Raw genomic sequence first — 16,085 nt, 5'->3', positions numbered from 1 at the left:
GGGGGCACGCGGTCCTCCATCGCCACAGACATCCACCGTACTTCGACAAAAACCCTACGACGCACGACAGGCGGGATCATGGCGACCGAGGAAAACACGGACCGCAAGGAAACGGACCGCAAGGAAGAAGCACACAACGGCGGACCCGAGCGGATCGCCGCCCCCACAGCAATGCGCCACGCTTCGGGGCAACTTGCCCGGATGCTGCAGTGCGAGCCCGGCTCGGTGTCGGCACTCAAGGCCACCGACGACGGCTGGTCGGCGGATGTGGAAGTGGTGGAGATCGAAAGGGTTCCGGACACCGCAAGCGTCATGGCTTCCTACCGCGTTCACCTCGACGCACAGGGCCAGCTCCTGGGATACGAGCGCACTCGCCGATATGGGCGCGGCCAGATCGACCGATGATGCGGCCACCGCTCGGCCCGGCCATGACGTGACGGCCCCATGACCCGCTCCAGTCAACTGGAAGGGACGATCGACCGTGACAGCCATTCAGCAATCCCACGCACCGACCAGCAGCAGCGGGGCCGGTTCGGGAAATCTCTACGATGTCCTTGAGCTGATTCTCGACCGCGGACTTGTCATTGACGCCTTTGTGCGCGTCTCCCTCGTCGGCATCGAAATTCTCAAGATTGACGTACGCGTCGTCGTCGCAAGCGTGGACACGTATCTGCGCTTTGCCGAGGCGTGCAACCGTCTGGACCTGGAATCGGGCCGCAAGGCACCGAGCCAGCTCACCGATCTGGTCGGTGAGGCAACCGAGAGCGGCGCCAAAGGAAAGTCAAAGGGCGCACTGACCGGCGCCGTTGAGGCATTCACCGACTCCCTGCACAAGGGCCAGGAGGGCTCCGAGGAGGAGGCGGAAGAACGCCCGGCGCGTAAATCCGCCGGCTCCACCAGCCGTCGCACGGCCCGCCGTCGGGAGGACTGACCATGGCGACCTACCTCTATGCCATCACCGGCGCGGAGCACCCGTTGCAGCTGTCCGACGTCAACGGTGTCGGTGACCCGGCGGCACGGCTGCGCACCGTCAAGACGAAGCACCTGTGCGCGGTGGTCAGCGACGCACCGGACGGGCTGCGGGCCAAGCGCCGCGATGTGGCGGCCCACCAGAGCGTCCAGGAACGTCTGCTTGCCGACGGTGCCGCCCTCCCCATGCGCTTCGGTCTGGTCGGCCCCGACGACGCGCAGGTGGTCTCCGCCCTGGAGGAACACCGCGACACCTACACCCAGCGCCTCAAGGAGATCGACGGCTGCCGCGAGTACCACCTCAAGGTCGCACGCGACGAGGACGACCTGCTGCGGGAGGTCGTGCGGGAGTCCGCCGAGGTGCAGCAGCTCAACGACCGTACCCGGCAGAATCCGGACGCTTACGACACCAAGGTGGCCCTGGGCGAGCTGATTTCGCAGGAGGTCGAGGCCCGCCACGACCGTGCCCGTACGGACATCGTGGCCCGGCTCGCTCCGGCTGCGGTGCGCACCGCGAACGTCGAACCGGCCAAGCGCCACTTCCTCAATGTGTCGTTCCTCGTCGAACAGGAGAAGGCAGCGGCGTTCTCCGAAGCGGTCCACACGGAAGCCGAACGGCGCGGAGACGTCTACACCTTCAGTCTGCACGGCCCGCTGCCGCCGTACAGCTTCGTCTGACGGGCGGGCGGAGATCCGTCATGGGCCTCATCACGCAGTTCCTGACGCTGCCGGTCGCCCCGGTGCGGGGCACGGTCTGGGTCCTGGACCAAGTGCTGCTCACCGCGGAGCGTGAGTACTACGACCCGGAGCCGGTGCGGGAGGAACTGGCCGCGCTGGAACAGCAGTTGCTGGACGGGAGCATCACGAGCGATGAGTTCGACTCCCGCGAGGACGAGCTCTTGGACCGGCTGGAGTGGCTGGAGGCCAACCAGCAACGACTACGTACCGACTCCTGATCACGGGGAGAACGATCACGGGGAGAACGAGGTGTACGAGAGATGATGAGCAACGCCAAGATAGGTGTGGCCCTCGTAGGGGGCTACCTACTGGGGCGCACGAAGAAAGCCAAGATGGCTATCGGCCTGGGCATGTTCCTGGCCGGCAAGAAACTGAATCCGGACCCGCGGCAACTGGGCGCCTGGGTGGCCGGCTCACCGGTTCTCGGTCCCCTCAACGACCAGGTGCGCAAGGAGCTGGTGGACGCCACGAAGTCGGCCGCCGGCGCGGCGCTCAACCAGCGGATGAACGGCCTCGCCGACTCCCTGCACGAGCGGACCCTGGCCCTGGACGAGGGCGGGACGGACGGTGCCGGGCGCTCGTCCACGAAGTCCGCCACGAAGACGGCCACCAAATCGGCCACCAAATCGGCCACGAAACCGGCATCGGCCGAGAAGCCGACCGCCACCGACCGGTCCTCCAAGGCGCGGAGCTCGGCGTCGAGTGCGGCCAAGACTTCGGGAAAGGCCGCGTCCTCCCGGGGACGCACCTCCACCGCCCCGGGGCGCAAGACCGCTTCCGGTGCCCGTAACAAGGCCTCGCACAAGGCTTCCGGCGCGGCGCGCACGGTTGCCGACCGTGGGGGCAGTAATGGCTGAGTCGACCTTCAGCAAGATCAAGGACGAGGTGACCAAGAGCGCGGCGGCCGACCAGCTCAAGGAGGAGCTGCAGCACTACCTCCAGGCACGGGCGGAACACGCGGTCACCAGCCTCGGCCGCAAGCTGGGCGAGAGCGTCGGCAAACTCGCCGAACCCGGTCAGGGCGCCGGTGGCCTGGTGAGCAGTCTGGCGAAGGGCGGCAAGGCTCTCGGCGAGGGCAAGTCGCCACAGCAGGCGGCGCTGACCGCGGGCGCCTCCCACCTCAAGGACACCGTCAAGGACAAGGTGAAGAGCCTGTTCGACAAGGGCCGCAAGGGCGGCGGCGGCAAGTCCAAGAGCGTGACGATCGTCGAGGACATCGATGTGGGTGTTCCCGTACGCGAGGCGTATGACCAGTGGACGCAGTTCCAGGAATTCAGCACCTTCGCCAAGGGCGTCGTCAGTGTCGAGAAATCCGATGACACCAGCAGCAACTGGAAGGTGAAGGTCGCCAAGTCCACCCGCAGTTGGCGGGCCAATGTCACCGAGCAGGTGCCCGACGAGCGGATCAGCTGGACCACCGAAGGTGCGAAGGGCACGGTCAAGGGTGTGGTGACCTTCCACCGCCTCACCGACAACCTGACCCGGGTGCTGCTGGTTCTCGAGTACTTCCCCAAGGGGCTGTTCGAGAAGACCGGCAATATCTGGCGCGCCCAGGGCCGCCGGGCCCGGCTGGACCTCAAGCTCTACCGCAAATTCATCATGCTGCGCGGCGAGGCCACGGATGGCTGGCGCGGTGAGATCCAGGACGGCGAGGTCGTGGTCGAGCACGATGACGCCGTCACGGCGGAGGAGGAGGACCGGGAGGACACCGAAGGCGACGATGACGGCGACGAAGACGACTTCGAAGAGCCCGTCGACGAACACGACGACCACGGGGAACCGCTCGACGAGCCCGACGACCACACGGAACCCCTCGACCAGGACGACGACCCGGCGGACGAACGGGACCCGTACGACGAGGACGAGCCGCCGGCACCCCGCCGGGGCCGCCGTGCCGCCGTTGCCCGCTGACCGTCCCGACCGCGACCACGACAGCGACCGCGACCGCGACCGCACAGACGAGGCTGATCATGTCCGATTCACTGGCCGGCCGTATGGGGCCTTCCTCCGGTCCGTCCCCGTACGGCCGGCAGGGGGCGTCCGCCAACCTGGCCGACATCCTGGAGCGCGTCCTCGACAAGGGCGTCGTCATCGCGGGCGACATCCAGATCAACCTGCTCGACATCGAGCTGCTGACCATCAAGCTCCGGCTGCTCGTCGCCTCCGTCGACAAGGCCAAGGAAATGGGTATCGACTGGTGGGAACACGATCCTTCCCTGTCGTCCCGCGCCCGCGCACCGCAGCAGGTCCCCGAGGGGCGCCCGCCGGCCGTCGCCGGTGACCCGCTGGCCGAGGAGAACCGGCAACTGCGCGCCGAACTCGCCGAACTGCGCGCGGCCATCGGCTCCCCCCGGAGCCAGGCCTCCGGCGCGCACCAGGCAGACCGCAAGGAGGAGCAGTGAACCGCCCCACGCAAGGAGCGAGGGAGACCGCCGTCTCGCCGCTCCCCCGCGATCGCCCCCCTCATCGAACCGCTCGTCGGCCCGCTGACCGGCCCGCTGACCGGCCCGCTCGTCAACAAGAATCCGACCGCTCCCGGAGCTCGTACGTCTACGCCATCGGCCGCGCCGGCACCACCCTCGAAGCGTCGGCTCCTCAGCTGACCGGACTGCGGGACGGCCCCCTGCGGACGGTCACCGCCGGCCGCCTGACCGCCCTCGTCTCCTCCGTCCCGGCCGACGCCTTCAGTACGGAGGGGATGAAGGCACAGCTGGAGGACCTGACGCAGCTGGAGACGATCGCGCGGACACACCACGCCGTCGTCGAGGCCGCCTGGGCCGGCACCATGGTGCTGCCCATGCGCCTGGCCACGGTGTATCTGGATGATGCCCGGGTGCGGGCGGTGCTGGACGAGCGCGGCGCGGAGTTCGACGCGCTGCTCTCCCGGCTCGACGGCCATGCCGAGGTGGGGGTGAAGGTCTACGCGGACGCACGCGCAGCGGCCGCTGCCGGATCTCCTGCGCCGCCCGACAGCCCGGCCCCCGCCGCGTCCACGGTCAGCCCCGGCCGGGCCTACTTGCAGCAGCGGCGGGCCCAGCAGCGTACGCATCGTGATGCCTACCGCGCGGCGGGAGCTGTCGCCGCCGACGTACGGGGCCGGGTGGCCGACATGGCTCCGGACATGGTCGCGCACCGCCCGCAGCACGGTGAACTGGCCTCCGGTGCAGGCGAGAACATCGCCAACGAGGCCTATCTGGTCCCCACGGACCGCATCGGGGAATTCCACCGGGCTTTGCAGGGTCTGGCCGATGGCGTCCCCGGCGTACGCGTCGAGATCACCGGTCCATGGGCCCCGTACTCCTTCGCGACACCGCCCGCGGAAAGCGCACATCCGTGAAGGGAAATGACCTTCATGAGGCCGCATTCACGGATGCCTCGCACACGGATACCGCGCACACGGATGCCTCGCACACGGATACCGCGCGCACGGATACCTCCCACCCGACGGACCTCTCCGAGGGAGAATCTCCAGCCGGGCGGCAGATCGCTCTGATCGATCTCCTGGACCGACTCCTGAACGGCGGGGCGGTCCTTACCGGAGATGTGGTGCTGTCCATTGCCGACGTGGATCTGGTCCATATCAACCTGCGAGCGGTGATCCGCTCGATCACCCCCGACAATCCGGCACCATGGTGAAGCTCCGCGGCGCCGACGACTCCATGAACCCGCTTGCCCAGCCCTTCAGTTCGCTTCCCGCACCTCCCCCGAGGAGACATTCCCACGTGACGAGGACAGGTACGCCATGACGGATGAACCGGTCGATCCGGCCGCGGCCGTGAAGCCCGCCTTCGCGGAGGTGGCGCAGGCGGCGGCACGGGCGTTCGACCTGGTGCCGGCCGGGCCCGGGGAGCGCTGCCAGGGGCAGGACAGCGGCATCGCCCAACGGCTGAAGACCGACCCGGAGACGGTCGAACGCGATCTCATCAAATTGGTGCTGACCATTGTGGAGCTCTTACGGCAGCTCATGGAGCGCACCGCACTTCACCGCGTCGACCAAGGCGGTCTGAGCGAGGAACAGGAAGAAAAAATCGGAATGACGCTCATGATTCTCCAGGACCGAATGGCGGAACTCTGTGAGCGGTACGGCCTCACAATGGCCGACCTCAATCTCGACCTCGGGCCCCTGGGCTCCCTGCTGTCTCCTCACGACGTCGCCTGAGTCGATTGACGTCGACTGACGCCGCCTGAACGATTTCGTCAACACCACCGGCATCCCGGGTCCGCCTTCTCTCACGTGTATCGCGCCATGTTTCCACGCGCTGTGAGCGGCAAGACGGCAGGAAAGGGCCGCAGAGCGCACCAGCTTTCCTCTCGTTCCCGTGGATTCTCCCTGAGCGCTCTCGCGTCTTACCGATACGGAGGTACAGGGAAATGGTTCCGCTGCTTCTGGTTCTGCTGCTCGCGTTGCTTCTCTTCGGCGCGGGTTTCGCGTTGAAGGCACTGTGGATCGTCGCCGTGGTCGTGCTGGCGTTCTGGCTGCTCGGCTTCCTGATGCGGTCGGCCGGCGCCGGTGGTCGACGCGGCCGCTGGTACCGCTGGTAGAGCGGGGAGCGCCGGGAGAGCCGGTACCGCTGAGAGAGCCGGTACCGCTGTGAGACTCGGGCCCCGCTCCCTCAACATCCCCGGCGGGCCGATCCCCTTCGGCCCGCCGGGGAGCGGTATTTCCTGACGGCCATTGCAACTGATGGCCCGTCACCTTACTCTTCCGGCACATCCCCACCGCACCGGGGCGCTCGTACGGTCTCACCCCTACGATCCGTGCGCGGTGCAGCGGGGCCGGCGCGCCGCGCGCCGGAGGGACAGCCATGTCCGACGACAGCGCTCGAAGAGCTTCCTTCACCCGCCGCACGCTGCTGACCGGGGCCGCCGCCGCGGGGCTCGCCGCGGCAACCGGGCTGCAGCCCGCTCATCGCATCCCCATGGGCAGCGCCGCGGCCACCCTCGCCCCTCCGCCCGACTTTCCTGCGGGCATCCCGCTCTGCCAGCAGGCCTTCCGTAACTGGTCGTTGGAGATCGTCGTCGAGGGCGTATGGACGGCCTCGGCCCGTACCCCCGACGATGTGGTCACCCTCGCCAACTGGGCTCATCAGCACGGCTACCGGCTACGGGCCCGGGGCAAGGGCCACACCTGGTCGCCGCTGGTGGTACCCGCCGGGGCCGACACCAACCGGACGGTCATCGTCGACACCACCTCCCACCTCACCGCGGTCAGTGTGCGCGGCGGCGGCCCGGGGAGCGTCACCGCGCAGACGGGGGCGACTCTCGACACCATCCTCGCCCGCCTGGAGGAGGCGGGGCTCGGCCTCGCCACCACCACCGCGCCCGGCGACCTCACCATCGGCGGGGTGCTCGCCATCGGCGGCCACGGCACGGGGCTGCCCACCGCCACCGAACGCCCACCCGCGGGCTCCGGCTTCGGCACGCTGAGCTCCCAGGTCACCTCCCTCACCGCCGTGGTGTGGAGCGCGGCCGAGGGCCGCTATGTGCTCAAGACCTTCACCCGCTCCGACCCCGACATCCGCGCCTTCCTCGTCCATCTGGGCCGCGCCTTCCTCACCGAGGTGACGATGACCGCGGCGGCCAACACGCGGCTGCGCTGCCAGAACTGGTTCGATGTGAACGTGGGCACGGTCTTCGGCCCGCCCGGTACAGGCGGCCGCACCCTCGGCTCCTACCTGGACCGCACCGGACGCATCGAGGCGATCTGGTTCCCGTTCACCGATGTGCCGTGGCTGAAGGTGTGGAGCCTGGCGCCCAGCAAGCCGCTGCTCGCCAAGCAGCTCGACGCCCCGTACGCCTACACCTTCGCCAACCGTGTCACCGAGGAGATGTCGGGGCTGCTCGGGGAGATCGCCGCGGGCGGGGGCGACAAGACGCCTGCCTTCACCAAACTTGCCATGTCCATCGTGGGGTCCGGGCTGATCGTCACCGGTACATGGGACGTCTGGGGCTGGTCGAAGAACAGCCTGCTGTACGTCGAACCGACGACGCTGAGGATCGTCGAAGCGGGGTGGGCGGTGTTGACCTCCCGGGCGAATGTGCAGCGGGTGGTGGGGGACTTCTACGCCCGCTACCAGAGCGTGCTGACGGCTCATCAAAACCGCGGCTCCTACCCGGTCAACGGTCCGGTCGAGCTGCGTATCACCGGTACGGACCCTCTGGACGGTCCCCTTTTGTCCCCGGCGCGAGCGCGCGCCGACCATCCCGAGTGGGACACCGTGGTGTGGCTAGACTTCGCCACCTATCCCGGCACGCCCGGCGCCGGGCCCTTCTTCCACGAGCTGGAGCAGTGGATCTGGCAGACCTACACCGGTTCGTATGCGTCCGTACGTCCCGAGTGGTCCAAGGGCTGGGCCTATACGGACAGCGGGCCGTGGACGGACCCGGCCGCGGTGGGCGGCACCGTCCCGGCCGCGTTCGAGGACTGGCGCACCGCCCGGGACATCCTGAACTCCTACGACCCGGCACGGGTGTTCTCGAACGCCTTCCTCGACACGCTGCTGCCCTGAGCGGCGCCCCTCTTCGCCGGTCGCGCCACGCCGCCTCGTGCCCGTCCGGCTCTGCCGGCCATCCCGGCCCTATGGCCGAGGACGGCCCGCGGAGCCGCGGCCGCTCCCCTGCGCGGGACGGAGCGTGAGCGTGCCCTCGGGGGCGGAGGCGACGCAGGGGTGGAAGCCGGAGCTGATCCGGTCGAGCATCTGACGCAGCCACCGGGTGTCCTGGTGTGAGGCGTGCCGCAGCCGCATGCGCCGGGCCTGCAGCGGGGTGATCCGCACGTCGTGGAGTGTGCCGGTGTCCGGGTCCACCGAGACGAGGTAGAGCAGCCGCAGGTCGTCCCGGTACTGCTCGTAGCCGGTGATGCCCTCGTAGTCATCGATGAAGTCGCCGCACCCGTGGATCACCAGCTTCCCCCGGTACGCCTCCAGGGAGCGGGGGTGGTGCGAGGAGTGCCCGTGGACGAGATCCACGCCGCCGTCGATCAGGGTACGGGCGAACGCGGCCTCGTCACGGGGCACGTGGTAGCCCCAGTTGGCGCCCCAGTGGACGGAAGCCACGGCGATGTCGCCCGGCCGCTTCCGCTCTCGTACCCGGTCGGTGATCGCGGTCGCGGCGGCGGACGAGGGCCTGGCCACGAAGGCGACCCCGGCGCGGTCCGGGCCCGCGGCCCATGGCCGGGGGATGCCGCTGGACGGCATTCCGAAGGAGAAGACCAGGAGCCGGCGGCCGCCTTCGAGCGGGACGCTCGCCGGCCGGTCCGCCGCGTCGGCGTCCGCTCCCGCCCCGGCCGTCCGCAGCCCCGCCCCCGCCAGGGCGTCAAGGGTGTCCGCCAGCCCTTGGTGACCGAAGTCGAGGACGTGATTGTTGGCCAATACACAGACGTCGGGGCGGGCGGCGGTGAGGCACGGAAGGTTCGCGGGGCTCATCCGGTAGTGGATTTCCTTGCCGCGGGCGAAGTCGGCGCTCTGGGTGATGCCGGTTTCCAAGTTGAGGACCCGGGCGGCGGGCGCGGCCTCATCGAGCACCCTCAGGGCCTCCCCCCATGGCCAGGAGAAGCCGACCGGACGGTCAATGGGGCCGTTCGCCACCTCCGCCAGCTCCACATAGGCCCGGGCGTCCCGCACGTAGACCTCCCGCAGCACCGGGTCCCCTGGATGCGGAAGGATCTGGTCGACGCCACGGCCGAGCATGACATCGCCGCAGAAAAACAGCGTGAGCAAGTCACCGCCCATTCCCCCAGGTTAGAACCGGGCGGCGGCGGCTTTCCATCGTGTCGGCCCGCCCGGTGCGCCCCGTCCCCCGGGGACGGGTGAATCAGGACGCTTACGACGCCTGGCACCTTCCTGACCAGCGAAGCCGGGCACCTGCGACAGGAGTGGACAGCTGCCTGCTCCGGGCGGGCATCGAGGCGATCAAGGTGCGCCTGAGCGCCCCGCCCGGCGGGACCGTCCCTCGATGAGCGCGGCCACGCCGTCGAGCATGGAGCTGAGGCCGATCTCGAACAGTTCATCGAGGTCCAGGTCATAGCCGGACTCTCCGACGGCTTCGATGACCTGGGTGAATGTCGGGTAGTCGCCGGACGCGGTGATCGCCGCAAGGGCGGGGGCCTGGGTGTCCAGCCACTGGTCTTCCGACAGGCCCGTGATGCTTGCGGCTTGTGCTTCACGTTCCAGCTGGACCGCAATGCCCTGCACATGGCTGTAGAGGAGGGCGTTCAGGTTGAGCATGGTCGTCGGGTCGAGGCCCTGACCGTCGAGGGCCTTCAGCATCCATTCGGAGTAGGCCATCAGATGGGGCAGTATCAACGGGCGGGTCAGCGGGCCGATCTGCGCCAGCCAAGGATGTGCCCGGTGCAGGGTCCAGAGCGATCGGGCGCCCCACTCCAACCGGACCCTCCAGTAGGCGGGCGCCGCAGGGGGGAAACAGAGCTCGCCGAGAACAGCATCGGCCATGAGGAGCACGAGGTCGTCCTTGCTGTTCACATAGCGGTACGGCGACATGGTGGCGGCGTGCAGCCGTGCCGCGACGCTCCGCATGGAGACCGCAGCCAGCCCTTCAGCGTCGGCGATCTCTATGGCGGTGTGCACGATCCGTTCACGAGTCAGCTCACGCTCACGCTCCCGGTCCGGGGCAGTGCGGGGGCGAGCAGCGACGGGGCGCCGGTGAGAAGCTGCCACCACAGTGCCCACGCGCGGTTTTGCCTGTACCAACCCCTCTTGACGCAGAGCGGTGAGCGCCTTCGTGGCGGTGGCCAGTGCGACATTCCACTCCCTCGCGATCTGACGTGTCGAGGGCACCCGGTCGCCGGGAGCGAGTTCACCGTCGGCGATGCGTCGCCGGATCTCGGCGGCGACGCGCAGATAGGGCGGGACGAGTTTCGCGACCACCTGTCTCCTCTTTCTTCCTGTACTAGTACAGAGGTTAGCAGGGAAGACCGCACCGAAAGCCTTCCTGACCTAGTACAGGACCACGAAATGAGCACTTGGCACGCCTGGGCGTACGGCGTACATTCAAGCGCGTACACCGTACGAGGGGGTTTCTGTGAAGACCGTGCTCATCTCCGGCGCGAGCGTCGCCGGACTTACCACCGCCTACTGGCTGCGGCGCCGGGGCTACGCGCCGACCGTCATCGAACGCGCTCCCGGTATACGTCCAGGCGGCCATGCGATCGACGTCCGCGGCGTGGCACTCGACGTCCTGGAACGGATGGGCCTGCTGGCCGAGGCACAGCACGCACGCACCCGCATGCGGGGGATGTCGATGCACGACCGTGACGGCAATGAGCTCTGGCGCTCCACCGAGATGACGTTCAGCAGCGGCCGGCTCGACAGTGGAGACATCGAACTGTTGCGGGAAGACCTCACCCAACTCCTGTACCGGCAAGTGCGGGACGGCGTCGAATACGTCTTCAATGATTCCCTGGTCACCCTCGATCAGGGCCCGCACGGCATCAACGCCGGTTTCGAGAGCGGTCGGCGCCGGACTTTCGACCTCGTGGTCGGGGCGGACGGCCTCCACTCGAAGGTACGGCAGCTGGCCTTCGGCGAGGAGCGTCGGTTCATCCACCATCTCGGACCGCACCTGGCCGTCTTCAGCACGGACAACTTCCTGAACCTCGACAACTGGCAGGTGTGGCTCCAGGACGACACCGCCGGCTACTGCGTATACCCGGTACGCGACAACACCGAGATCAGGGCCATGCTCGGCTTCGTGTCGGACCCCCTCGACCATGACCACCGTGACACCGAGCGGCAGAAGTCACTCCTCGCCGAGCGGATGTCGCATCTGGGAGGCGACACCCCGAGGCTCCTGAAGGCCATGTGGGGCGCCCCCGACTTCTACTTCGACGCGATGGCCCAGATCCACATGGATCACTGGTCGGACGGCAGGACGGTACTGATAGGTGACGCGGGCTACTGCCCGTCGCCGTTGTCAGGCCAGGGCACCAGCCTGGCCCTGGTGGGTGCCTATGTGCTGGCCGATGAACTCGCCAGGGCGGACGGCGACCACCGCACCGCGCTTCCGCGGTACGAGGAACGCCTGCGTCCCTTCGTCGGACTCAACCAGGCACTCGCCACAGAGAATTCCGGCGGTATGGCGTCCGAAGAATCCGTGGAACGAGCCAAGAACGCGTTCTCCCTCGATCGCTGACCGATCGGCGAAGGGGGTACCCGTTCCCGGAGGGGCCTGTCCGACGGACCACCTCGGACCGGACTTGGACGGTTGCCGCCCCGGCCTGCGTCATGTGCCGACGCCTGCCGCCTGCCGCCTATCCCAGCCTGTCCCGCAGGGCGTAACCACCCTCGATGACCGCCATGTCGGCGGCGGGCGCCATGCACTTGGTCAGCACGGGTGCGCCTTTGGGCGTTGCCCCGGACAGGCCGGCGCGGGCCTTCCCGCTCTTGGGGACGTAGAAGCTCACGCCCATGCGGGTGTGCGGGTCCAGGTGCGTCTGCCACGGGTGGCCGGGGCTGGTACGGACGAGTCGGCCGGTCACGGTGGCGGTGGGGCCGCCGGTGGTGAGGCAGTCGACCTCGAAATCGCCCCAGTAGTCACGGCCGTCGATGACATGGGAAATACGGAAGGTTCCCCAGGAGCGGGTGGGAATTCCGCCCGCCGCATAGGTGGAGTGGGCGTCGACGGTGACCCGTACTTTCTCCTCGGCGACGGGGTAGCTCAGTCGGGCCTTCCCCTTGAGGGCGGAGACAAGGGTGGCGGCCGGGGTGTGGGACGCGGCTTCGGGCGCCGGCACGGGCGCGGGCGCGGCGGCCGCGACGGGGGCGGCGAGAGCGAGGACAGTGGCGGCGCGCAAGATCTGCTTCAGCACGGTGAGGCTCCGATCTGGGCTGGAGTGGATGACACGTCGATCGTCGTCAACTCCCCTGCCTTCGGGCGTCCTTCGGAGGTCGCTACCGCATCCGCCGCACGGGCGAGGCAGTCCTCTCGGCGTCCCCTGGTTCCGGTCGGCGGGTACACGATTCCCCACTGCGCGGACGTACCTGGTTCTTCGGCTTCTCCCCGGCTGACTTCCCCTGCTCACAGCCGTGTTAGCCGGACGTTAGCGGAGCGGCAGCCTTGCGCTAGTGGCCCCGGCCAGAGTGGGTGACGTACCGAGGAAACAACGACACCGACCGCCCCGGGGGACCCCAAAATGAGCTCCAGCGCCACTGTCCGCACCGCTCGTCGCCGCAGTCTGCGCATTGCCGCCGCGGCTCTGACCGCGGCCGCCGGCCTCACCCTGACCGCCTGCTCCGGCGCGGACGCCACCGGCGCGAAGCCCGCGGGCCGCTCGGACGCGGGCGCGGCCGCCGTCGCATCCAGCGGCACGGGCTCCTCCGCCGGAGCGCAGGGCTCCGACGGCCAGGCGGGCTCCGGTGCCAAGGCGGACTCCGGTGCCCAGGCCGATGCCAAGGCGGGCGGAACGAGCAAGCAGTCGGGCAGCGCACACACCACCGGCGGTGGCGGGGCGGGCTCGGGCGTCCAGCGCTGCCACACCTCCGGCCTGAAGGCGGCGTTCGCCACGGGCGGCGACGCGGTCCCGGACCCGGACGCGGACGGTGCGACGACCGCCAGCATCGTGCTGACCAACAAGGGCAGCAGCGCCTGCAAGATCGGCGGCTTCCCGGGCGTGGACCTGAAGTCCGAGAACGGCGGCGAGCGCTGGTCGCTGGCCCGCTCGTCGAAGAAGTTCAGCTCGATCACCCTGCAGCCCGGGGACAGCACCGACTTCACGCTCAACCTCGCCATGACCAAGGAAGAGACGGGCTTCTACCAGCCCGCCTTCGCGGACGTCACCCCGCCCAACGAGACCACCTCGCTGACCGTGGAATGGCCCTGGGGCACGCTCGTCGACCAGCGGAGCGCCACCCACCCCGCCACCTTCGTCAACCCCATCGGCTGACCACCTCGGCCCCCGCCCCGGGCACGAGCCCAGAACCTCTCTGAGCCCGACCAGCTCAGAGCGTCAATGATGAACTAAGGAGATCACCATGAAGTCGTGGCGTACTCGAATCGGTGCCGGTCTCGCGGTCGGTGCCGCAGTGGTCGCCATTCCGCTGACCGCCACCACCGCCTCCGCCGCCCCGCCCCCCGGCGACGGCTGGGTCCCCATCGGTGCCGAGAAGTACCCCTCCAAGGCGGCGTGCGAAGCGTCCGAACTCCCGAATGCCCAGGCGAACGGGTACCACGAGGTGTGGTGCGACGACAGCAAGGCCATCATGCCCATCTTCAACCGCTGACCGCTCTCCACCCGGCGGGGACTCGTCCCGCCGACACAGAGCCAAGATTGTCCGCTGCCCCGGTGTGTCACACCGGGGCAGCGGGCTTTCCGATTCTGCCTGGTCGACAGGTAACCCCAGGCCGCCGCGGCACCGCGGCTTCCGGCAGCCACGGGGCACGGTGAACGAGGACCACACCTTCGGCAACGGGGTCAGGAGCCACCGTCCGCATGGGGTGGGACATTCCGCTGCCGGGGGTACGGGCCGGAGTTGAGCTGATCGCCTGCGCCAGGCCGGCACAGCGCGGCGGCCCGGCTGCGCACCCGGGCTCGGCGGGGACCGCCCTCCCGCTCCGCCGGGGCGCCTACAGCCAACCGCGCTCGCGTGCCGTGTGGGCGGCTTCGAAGCGGTTGGCGGTGTCCGTCTTCTGGATCGCCGAGGAGAGGTAGTTGCGCACCGTCTTCTCGGAGAGATGCACCCGCGCCGCGATGGCGGGGATCGACGCTCCGTCGATCGCCGTTGCCAGCACCTCCTGTTCGCGGCGGGTGAGCGGGTTGGGCCCGGCCCGCAGCGCCGCGGCGGCCAGTGCGGGGTCCATCACCGTCTCCCCGGCCATCACCTGACGGATCGCCACCGCAAGCTCGTCCACCGGTCTGTTCTTCCCGATGAAACCGCTGGCCCCGGCCGCGAGCGCGCGCTGCAGATGGCCCGGCCGGTCGAAGACCGTGAAGATCAGGATTTTCGTTCCCGGCAGTTCGGCGTGGAGGGCCACGGCGGCGTCCAGTCCACTGCCCCCGGGCATCTCGATGTCGAGCAGGCACAGGTCCGGCCGCAGTCGGCGTGCGGCGGACACCGCACCCGGCCCGTCCTCCACCTGGCCGACCACCGTGATGTCAGGCTCCAGGCCGAGCAGGGTCGCGAGGGCACCGCGCACCATGGCCTGGTCCTCGGCGAGGAGCACCCGGATCATGTCGTCTCCCGGGCGCGGTCGGCCGCCGCGAGGGGGATGATGGCCTGGAGACGGAAGCCGCCGCCCGGGGCGGAGCCGGTGCGCAGGCGGCCGTCGAGCGCGGTGACCCGCTCGGCGAGCCCGGCCAGCCCGTTGCCGCCGGGCCCCTGACGAGGGTGCCGGACGGACCGGGCGGGCCCTACGCCGTCGTCGAGTACCTGCAGGAGGGCACGGCCGTCCTCGCTGCGGAGTACGACACGGCAGTTGGCGGCCCGGGAGTGCCGGGCGACGTTGGTGAGGGCCTCGCGGGCGACCCAGCTCAGCGCCGTCTCCACCACCTCGGGCAGCCGGCCGGCGGGGGCGTCCACCGTCACCGACACCCCGGCGTCGGCGAGTGTCGTCCGGGCCTCCTCGATGACCGCGGACAGGCTGAGCTGCCGGTAGCCGGTAACGGCCTCCCGCACCTGCTCCAGGCACTGACGGCCCATGTCCTCGATCTGCCGGAGCTCCGCCTCCACGTCCGTCTCGCCCGCCCGGTAGAGCCGCCGTGTCACTTCCGCACGCAGGGTCAGCTGGAGGAGGCTGTGCCCCAGTGTGTCGTGCATGTCCCGGGAGAAGCGCAGCCGCTCCTCGGTCACCGCGGCCCGCGCCAATGCGCGGCGGGTGCACCGGAGTTCGGCGTTGAGATCGAGGATGCGGCGATAGGTCGTCATGGCCAGGCCGACCGCGGTGGTCATCACCACCAGCGAGGTGGTGTCCGCTCCGGTCCGGCCTGCCACGAAGACGGCCAGCGCTGCCGAGGCCGCGAGCGCGGGGAGGGTCAGCCTGGCGGGTACGGCGACCGCGCCGGTCGCTGACAGATACGGCAGCAGGATGGTCCAGTCTTTGCCGAGCCACAGCGGGAGTGCCACGGACAGCGCCGTGAGCGGAACCAGCAAGGCGAACCGGAACCGCTGGTCGAGCCGGGAGGAGTGGTAGGACCAGGCGAGGATCACCTGGGAGGCCGCGAAGAGGCCCAGGGCACAGGCGGCCGCCAGGACGGTGATGAGCGGACTGTCCGATGCGGAGAGCGAGGGGACCAGGCCGAACAGCGGAATCAGTCCGACCGTGGTGCCGACCACGGCGCCCCAGGAGGAGGCGGGCTCCCCCGGCCCGCCCGCAGTCTTCGCACCCGGGCCGAAGCGCCGGCTCATGAACGTCCCCTCCCCCTGCCC

The 16,085-nt window shown here is 69.4% G+C and carries 20 protein-coding genes; 15 read left to right on the top strand and 5 right to left on the bottom strand.

The annotated features are described in order from the left end of the window. The first annotated feature begins 78 nt into the window (after window positions 1–78). From OHS81_RS34090 to OHS81_RS34035, 12 genes are all read left to right on the top strand, one after another. Entirely contained in the window at window positions 79–405 is a 327-nt protein-coding gene (locus OHS81_RS34090) for a gas vesicle protein GvpO (protein ID WP_328389737.1), read from the top strand. Window positions 406–481: 76 nt separating this feature from the next. Continuing rightward, window positions 482–931 (top strand): gas vesicle structural protein GvpA, encoded by a 450-nt coding sequence (locus OHS81_RS34085; RefSeq protein WP_328389735.1) that lies wholly within the window; start codon window positions 482–484, stop codon window positions 929–931. A gap of 2 nt (window positions 932–933) precedes the next feature. Continuing rightward, on the top strand, window positions 934–1,647 hold the full coding sequence (locus OHS81_RS34080) for a GvpL/GvpF family gas vesicle protein (RefSeq protein WP_328389733.1): 714 nt from the start codon (window positions 934–936) through the stop codon (window positions 1,645–1,647). Between the two features lie 20 nt (window positions 1,648–1,667). Next, the gene (locus OHS81_RS34075; protein WP_328389731.1) at window positions 1,668–1,925 is read left to right on the top strand and encodes a gas vesicle protein GvpG; all 258 of its coding nucleotides are present in this window, start codon (window positions 1,668–1,670) and stop codon (window positions 1,923–1,925) included. 114 nt (window positions 1,926–2,039) lie between these two features. After that, window positions 2,040–2,564 carry a hypothetical protein gene (locus OHS81_RS34070; RefSeq protein WP_328389729.1) on the top strand — a complete coding sequence of 175 codons (525 nt, stop codon included), beginning with the start codon at window positions 2,040–2,042 and terminating at the stop codon, window positions 2,562–2,564. Beyond that, window positions 2,557–3,618, top strand: coding sequence for an SRPBCC family protein (locus OHS81_RS34065; protein ID WP_328389727.1), 1,062 nt, complete (start codon window positions 2,557–2,559; stop codon window positions 3,616–3,618). Before OHS81_RS34070 ends, OHS81_RS34065 begins: the two co-directional genes overlap by 8 nt. A 59-nt stretch (window positions 3,619–3,677) precedes the next feature. Then, window positions 3,678–4,109, top strand: coding sequence for a gas vesicle protein (gvpJ, locus tag OHS81_RS34060; protein ID WP_328389725.1), 432 nt, complete (start codon window positions 3,678–3,680; stop codon window positions 4,107–4,109). Beyond that, window positions 4,106–5,044, top strand: coding sequence for a GvpL/GvpF family gas vesicle protein (locus OHS81_RS34055; protein WP_328389723.1), 939 nt, complete (start codon window positions 4,106–4,108; stop codon window positions 5,042–5,044). The genes gvpJ and OHS81_RS34055 overlap by 4 nt, the downstream gene beginning before the upstream one ends. Window positions 5,045–5,190: 146 nt before the next feature. Beyond that, window positions 5,191–5,343 (top strand): gas vesicle protein, encoded by a 153-nt coding sequence (locus tag OHS81_RS34050; RefSeq protein WP_328391619.1) that lies wholly within the window; start codon window positions 5,191–5,193, stop codon window positions 5,341–5,343. Window positions 5,344–5,449: 106 nt separating this feature from the next. Further along, on the top strand, window positions 5,450–5,866 hold the full coding sequence (locus OHS81_RS34045) for a gas vesicle protein K (RefSeq protein WP_328389721.1): 417 nt from the start codon (window positions 5,450–5,452) through the stop codon (window positions 5,864–5,866). A gap of 212 nt (window positions 5,867–6,078) precedes the next feature. After that, entirely contained in the window at window positions 6,079–6,249 is a 171-nt protein-coding gene (locus OHS81_RS34040) for a hydrophobic protein (protein ID WP_086717956.1), read from the top strand. A 263-nt stretch (window positions 6,250–6,512) separates the two neighbouring features. Further along, complete coding sequence (locus OHS81_RS34035; protein ID WP_328389715.1) at window positions 6,513–8,216, top strand: cholesterol oxidase substrate-binding domain-containing protein; 1,704 nt, start codon at window positions 6,513–6,515, stop codon at window positions 8,214–8,216. 69 nt (window positions 8,217–8,285) lie between these two features. Here the strand turns inward: OHS81_RS34035 and OHS81_RS34030 are convergent, their stop codons facing one another. Further along, window positions 8,286–9,437 carry a CapA family protein gene (locus tag OHS81_RS34030; RefSeq protein WP_328389713.1) on the bottom strand — a complete coding sequence of 384 codons (1,152 nt, stop codon included), beginning with the start codon at window positions 9,435–9,437 and terminating at the stop codon, window positions 8,286–8,288. 180 nt (window positions 9,438–9,617) lie between these two features. Next, window positions 9,618–10,592: a GntR family transcriptional regulator gene (locus OHS81_RS34025; protein ID WP_328389711.1), complete on the bottom strand. Its 975-nt coding sequence runs from the start codon at window positions 10,590–10,592 to the stop codon at window positions 9,618–9,620. A gap of 154 nt (window positions 10,593–10,746) precedes the next feature. Between OHS81_RS34025 and OHS81_RS34020 the strand changes: the two genes are divergently transcribed. Beyond that, on the top strand, window positions 10,747–11,856 hold the full coding sequence (locus OHS81_RS34020; RefSeq protein WP_328389709.1) for an FAD-dependent monooxygenase: 1,110 nt from the start codon (window positions 10,747–10,749) through the stop codon (window positions 11,854–11,856). Window positions 11,857–11,974: 118 nt separating this feature from the next. On the opposite strand, the gene OHS81_RS34015 is transcribed toward OHS81_RS34020, so the two are convergent. Further along, on the bottom strand, window positions 11,975–12,532 hold the full coding sequence (locus OHS81_RS34015; protein WP_328389707.1) for a hypothetical protein: 558 nt from the start codon (window positions 12,530–12,532) through the stop codon (window positions 11,975–11,977). A 324-nt stretch (window positions 12,533–12,856) separates the two neighbouring features. Between OHS81_RS34015 and OHS81_RS34010 the strand changes: the two genes are divergently transcribed. Together OHS81_RS34010 and OHS81_RS34005 are read left to right on the top strand one after the other, a co-directional pair. Next, window positions 12,857–13,606: a DUF4232 domain-containing protein gene (locus OHS81_RS34010; protein ID WP_328389705.1), complete on the top strand. Its 750-nt coding sequence runs from the start codon at window positions 12,857–12,859 to the stop codon at window positions 13,604–13,606. Window positions 13,607–13,694: 88 nt separating this feature from the next. Next, window positions 13,695–13,943: a hypothetical protein gene (locus OHS81_RS34005; protein WP_328389703.1), complete on the top strand. Its 249-nt coding sequence runs from the start codon at window positions 13,695–13,697 to the stop codon at window positions 13,941–13,943. 343 nt (window positions 13,944–14,286) lie between these two features. Here OHS81_RS34005 and OHS81_RS34000 read toward each other — a convergent pair whose 3' ends face one another. Together OHS81_RS34000 and OHS81_RS33995 are read right to left on the bottom strand one after the other, a co-directional pair. Beyond that, a complete protein-coding gene (locus tag OHS81_RS34000) occupies window positions 14,287–14,892 on the bottom strand; it encodes a response regulator transcription factor (protein WP_328389701.1) in 606 nt (201 codons plus the stop codon). After that, window positions 14,889–16,064: a sensor histidine kinase gene (locus OHS81_RS33995; protein ID WP_328389699.1), complete on the bottom strand. Its 1,176-nt coding sequence runs from the start codon at window positions 16,062–16,064 to the stop codon at window positions 14,889–14,891. Before OHS81_RS33995 ends, OHS81_RS34000 begins: the two co-directional genes overlap by 4 nt. Window positions 16,065–16,085 lie beyond the last annotated feature (21 nt).

This window comes from Streptomyces sp. NBC_00400 (genome assembly GCF_036048035.1).
GTDB lineage: Bacteria > Actinomycetota > Actinomycetes > Streptomycetales > Streptomycetaceae > Streptomyces.
Note: the sequence above shows the minus strand (reverse complement) of the source record. Positions and strands in the feature narration are given on the sequence as shown.

What these genes read in the sequence shown, in the direction of transcription:
- OHS81_RS34010 (WP_328389705.1), top strand. Translation starts at nt 12,857, where the DNA reads ATGAGCTCCAGCGCCACTGTCCGCACCGCTCGTCGCCGCAGTCTGCGC.
- gvpJ (WP_328389725.1), top strand. Translation starts at nt 3,678, where the DNA reads ATGTCCGATTCACTGGCCGGCCGTATGGGGCCTTCCTCCGGTCCGTCC.
- OHS81_RS34080 (WP_328389733.1), top strand. Translation starts at nt 934, where the DNA reads ATGGCGACCTACCTCTATGCCATCACCGGCGCGGAGCACCCGTTGCAG.
- OHS81_RS34070 (WP_328389729.1), top strand. Translation starts at nt 2,040, where the DNA reads ATGGCTATCGGCCTGGGCATGTTCCTGGCCGGCAAGAAACTGAATCCG.
- OHS81_RS34075 (WP_328389731.1), top strand. Translation starts at nt 1,668, where the DNA reads ATGGGCCTCATCACGCAGTTCCTGACGCTGCCGGTCGCCCCGGTGCGG.
- OHS81_RS34000 (WP_328389701.1), bottom strand. Translation starts at nt 14,892, where the DNA reads ATGATCCGGGTGCTCCTCGCCGAGGACCAGGCCATGGTGCGCGGTGCC.
- OHS81_RS34090 (WP_328389737.1), top strand. Translation starts at nt 79, where the DNA reads ATGGCGACCGAGGAAAACACGGACCGCAAGGAAACGGACCGCAAGGAA.
- OHS81_RS34030 (WP_328389713.1), bottom strand. Translation starts at nt 9,437, where the DNA reads ATGGGCGGTGACTTGCTCACGCTGTTTTTCTGCGGCGATGTCATGCTC.
- OHS81_RS34035 (WP_328389715.1), top strand. Translation starts at nt 6,513, where the DNA reads ATGTCCGACGACAGCGCTCGAAGAGCTTCCTTCACCCGCCGCACGCTG.
- OHS81_RS34040 (WP_086717956.1), top strand. Translation starts at nt 6,079, where the DNA reads ATGGTTCCGCTGCTTCTGGTTCTGCTGCTCGCGTTGCTTCTCTTCGGC.
- OHS81_RS33995 (WP_328389699.1), bottom strand. Translation starts at nt 16,064, where the DNA reads ATGAGCCGGCGCTTCGGCCCGGGTGCGAAGACTGCGGGCGGGCCGGGG.
- OHS81_RS34005 (WP_328389703.1), top strand. Translation starts at nt 13,695, where the DNA reads ATGAAGTCGTGGCGTACTCGAATCGGTGCCGGTCTCGCGGTCGGTGCC.
- OHS81_RS34065 (WP_328389727.1), top strand. Translation starts at nt 2,557, where the DNA reads ATGGCTGAGTCGACCTTCAGCAAGATCAAGGACGAGGTGACCAAGAGC.
- OHS81_RS34045 (WP_328389721.1), top strand. Translation starts at nt 5,450, where the DNA reads ATGACGGATGAACCGGTCGATCCGGCCGCGGCCGTGAAGCCCGCCTTC.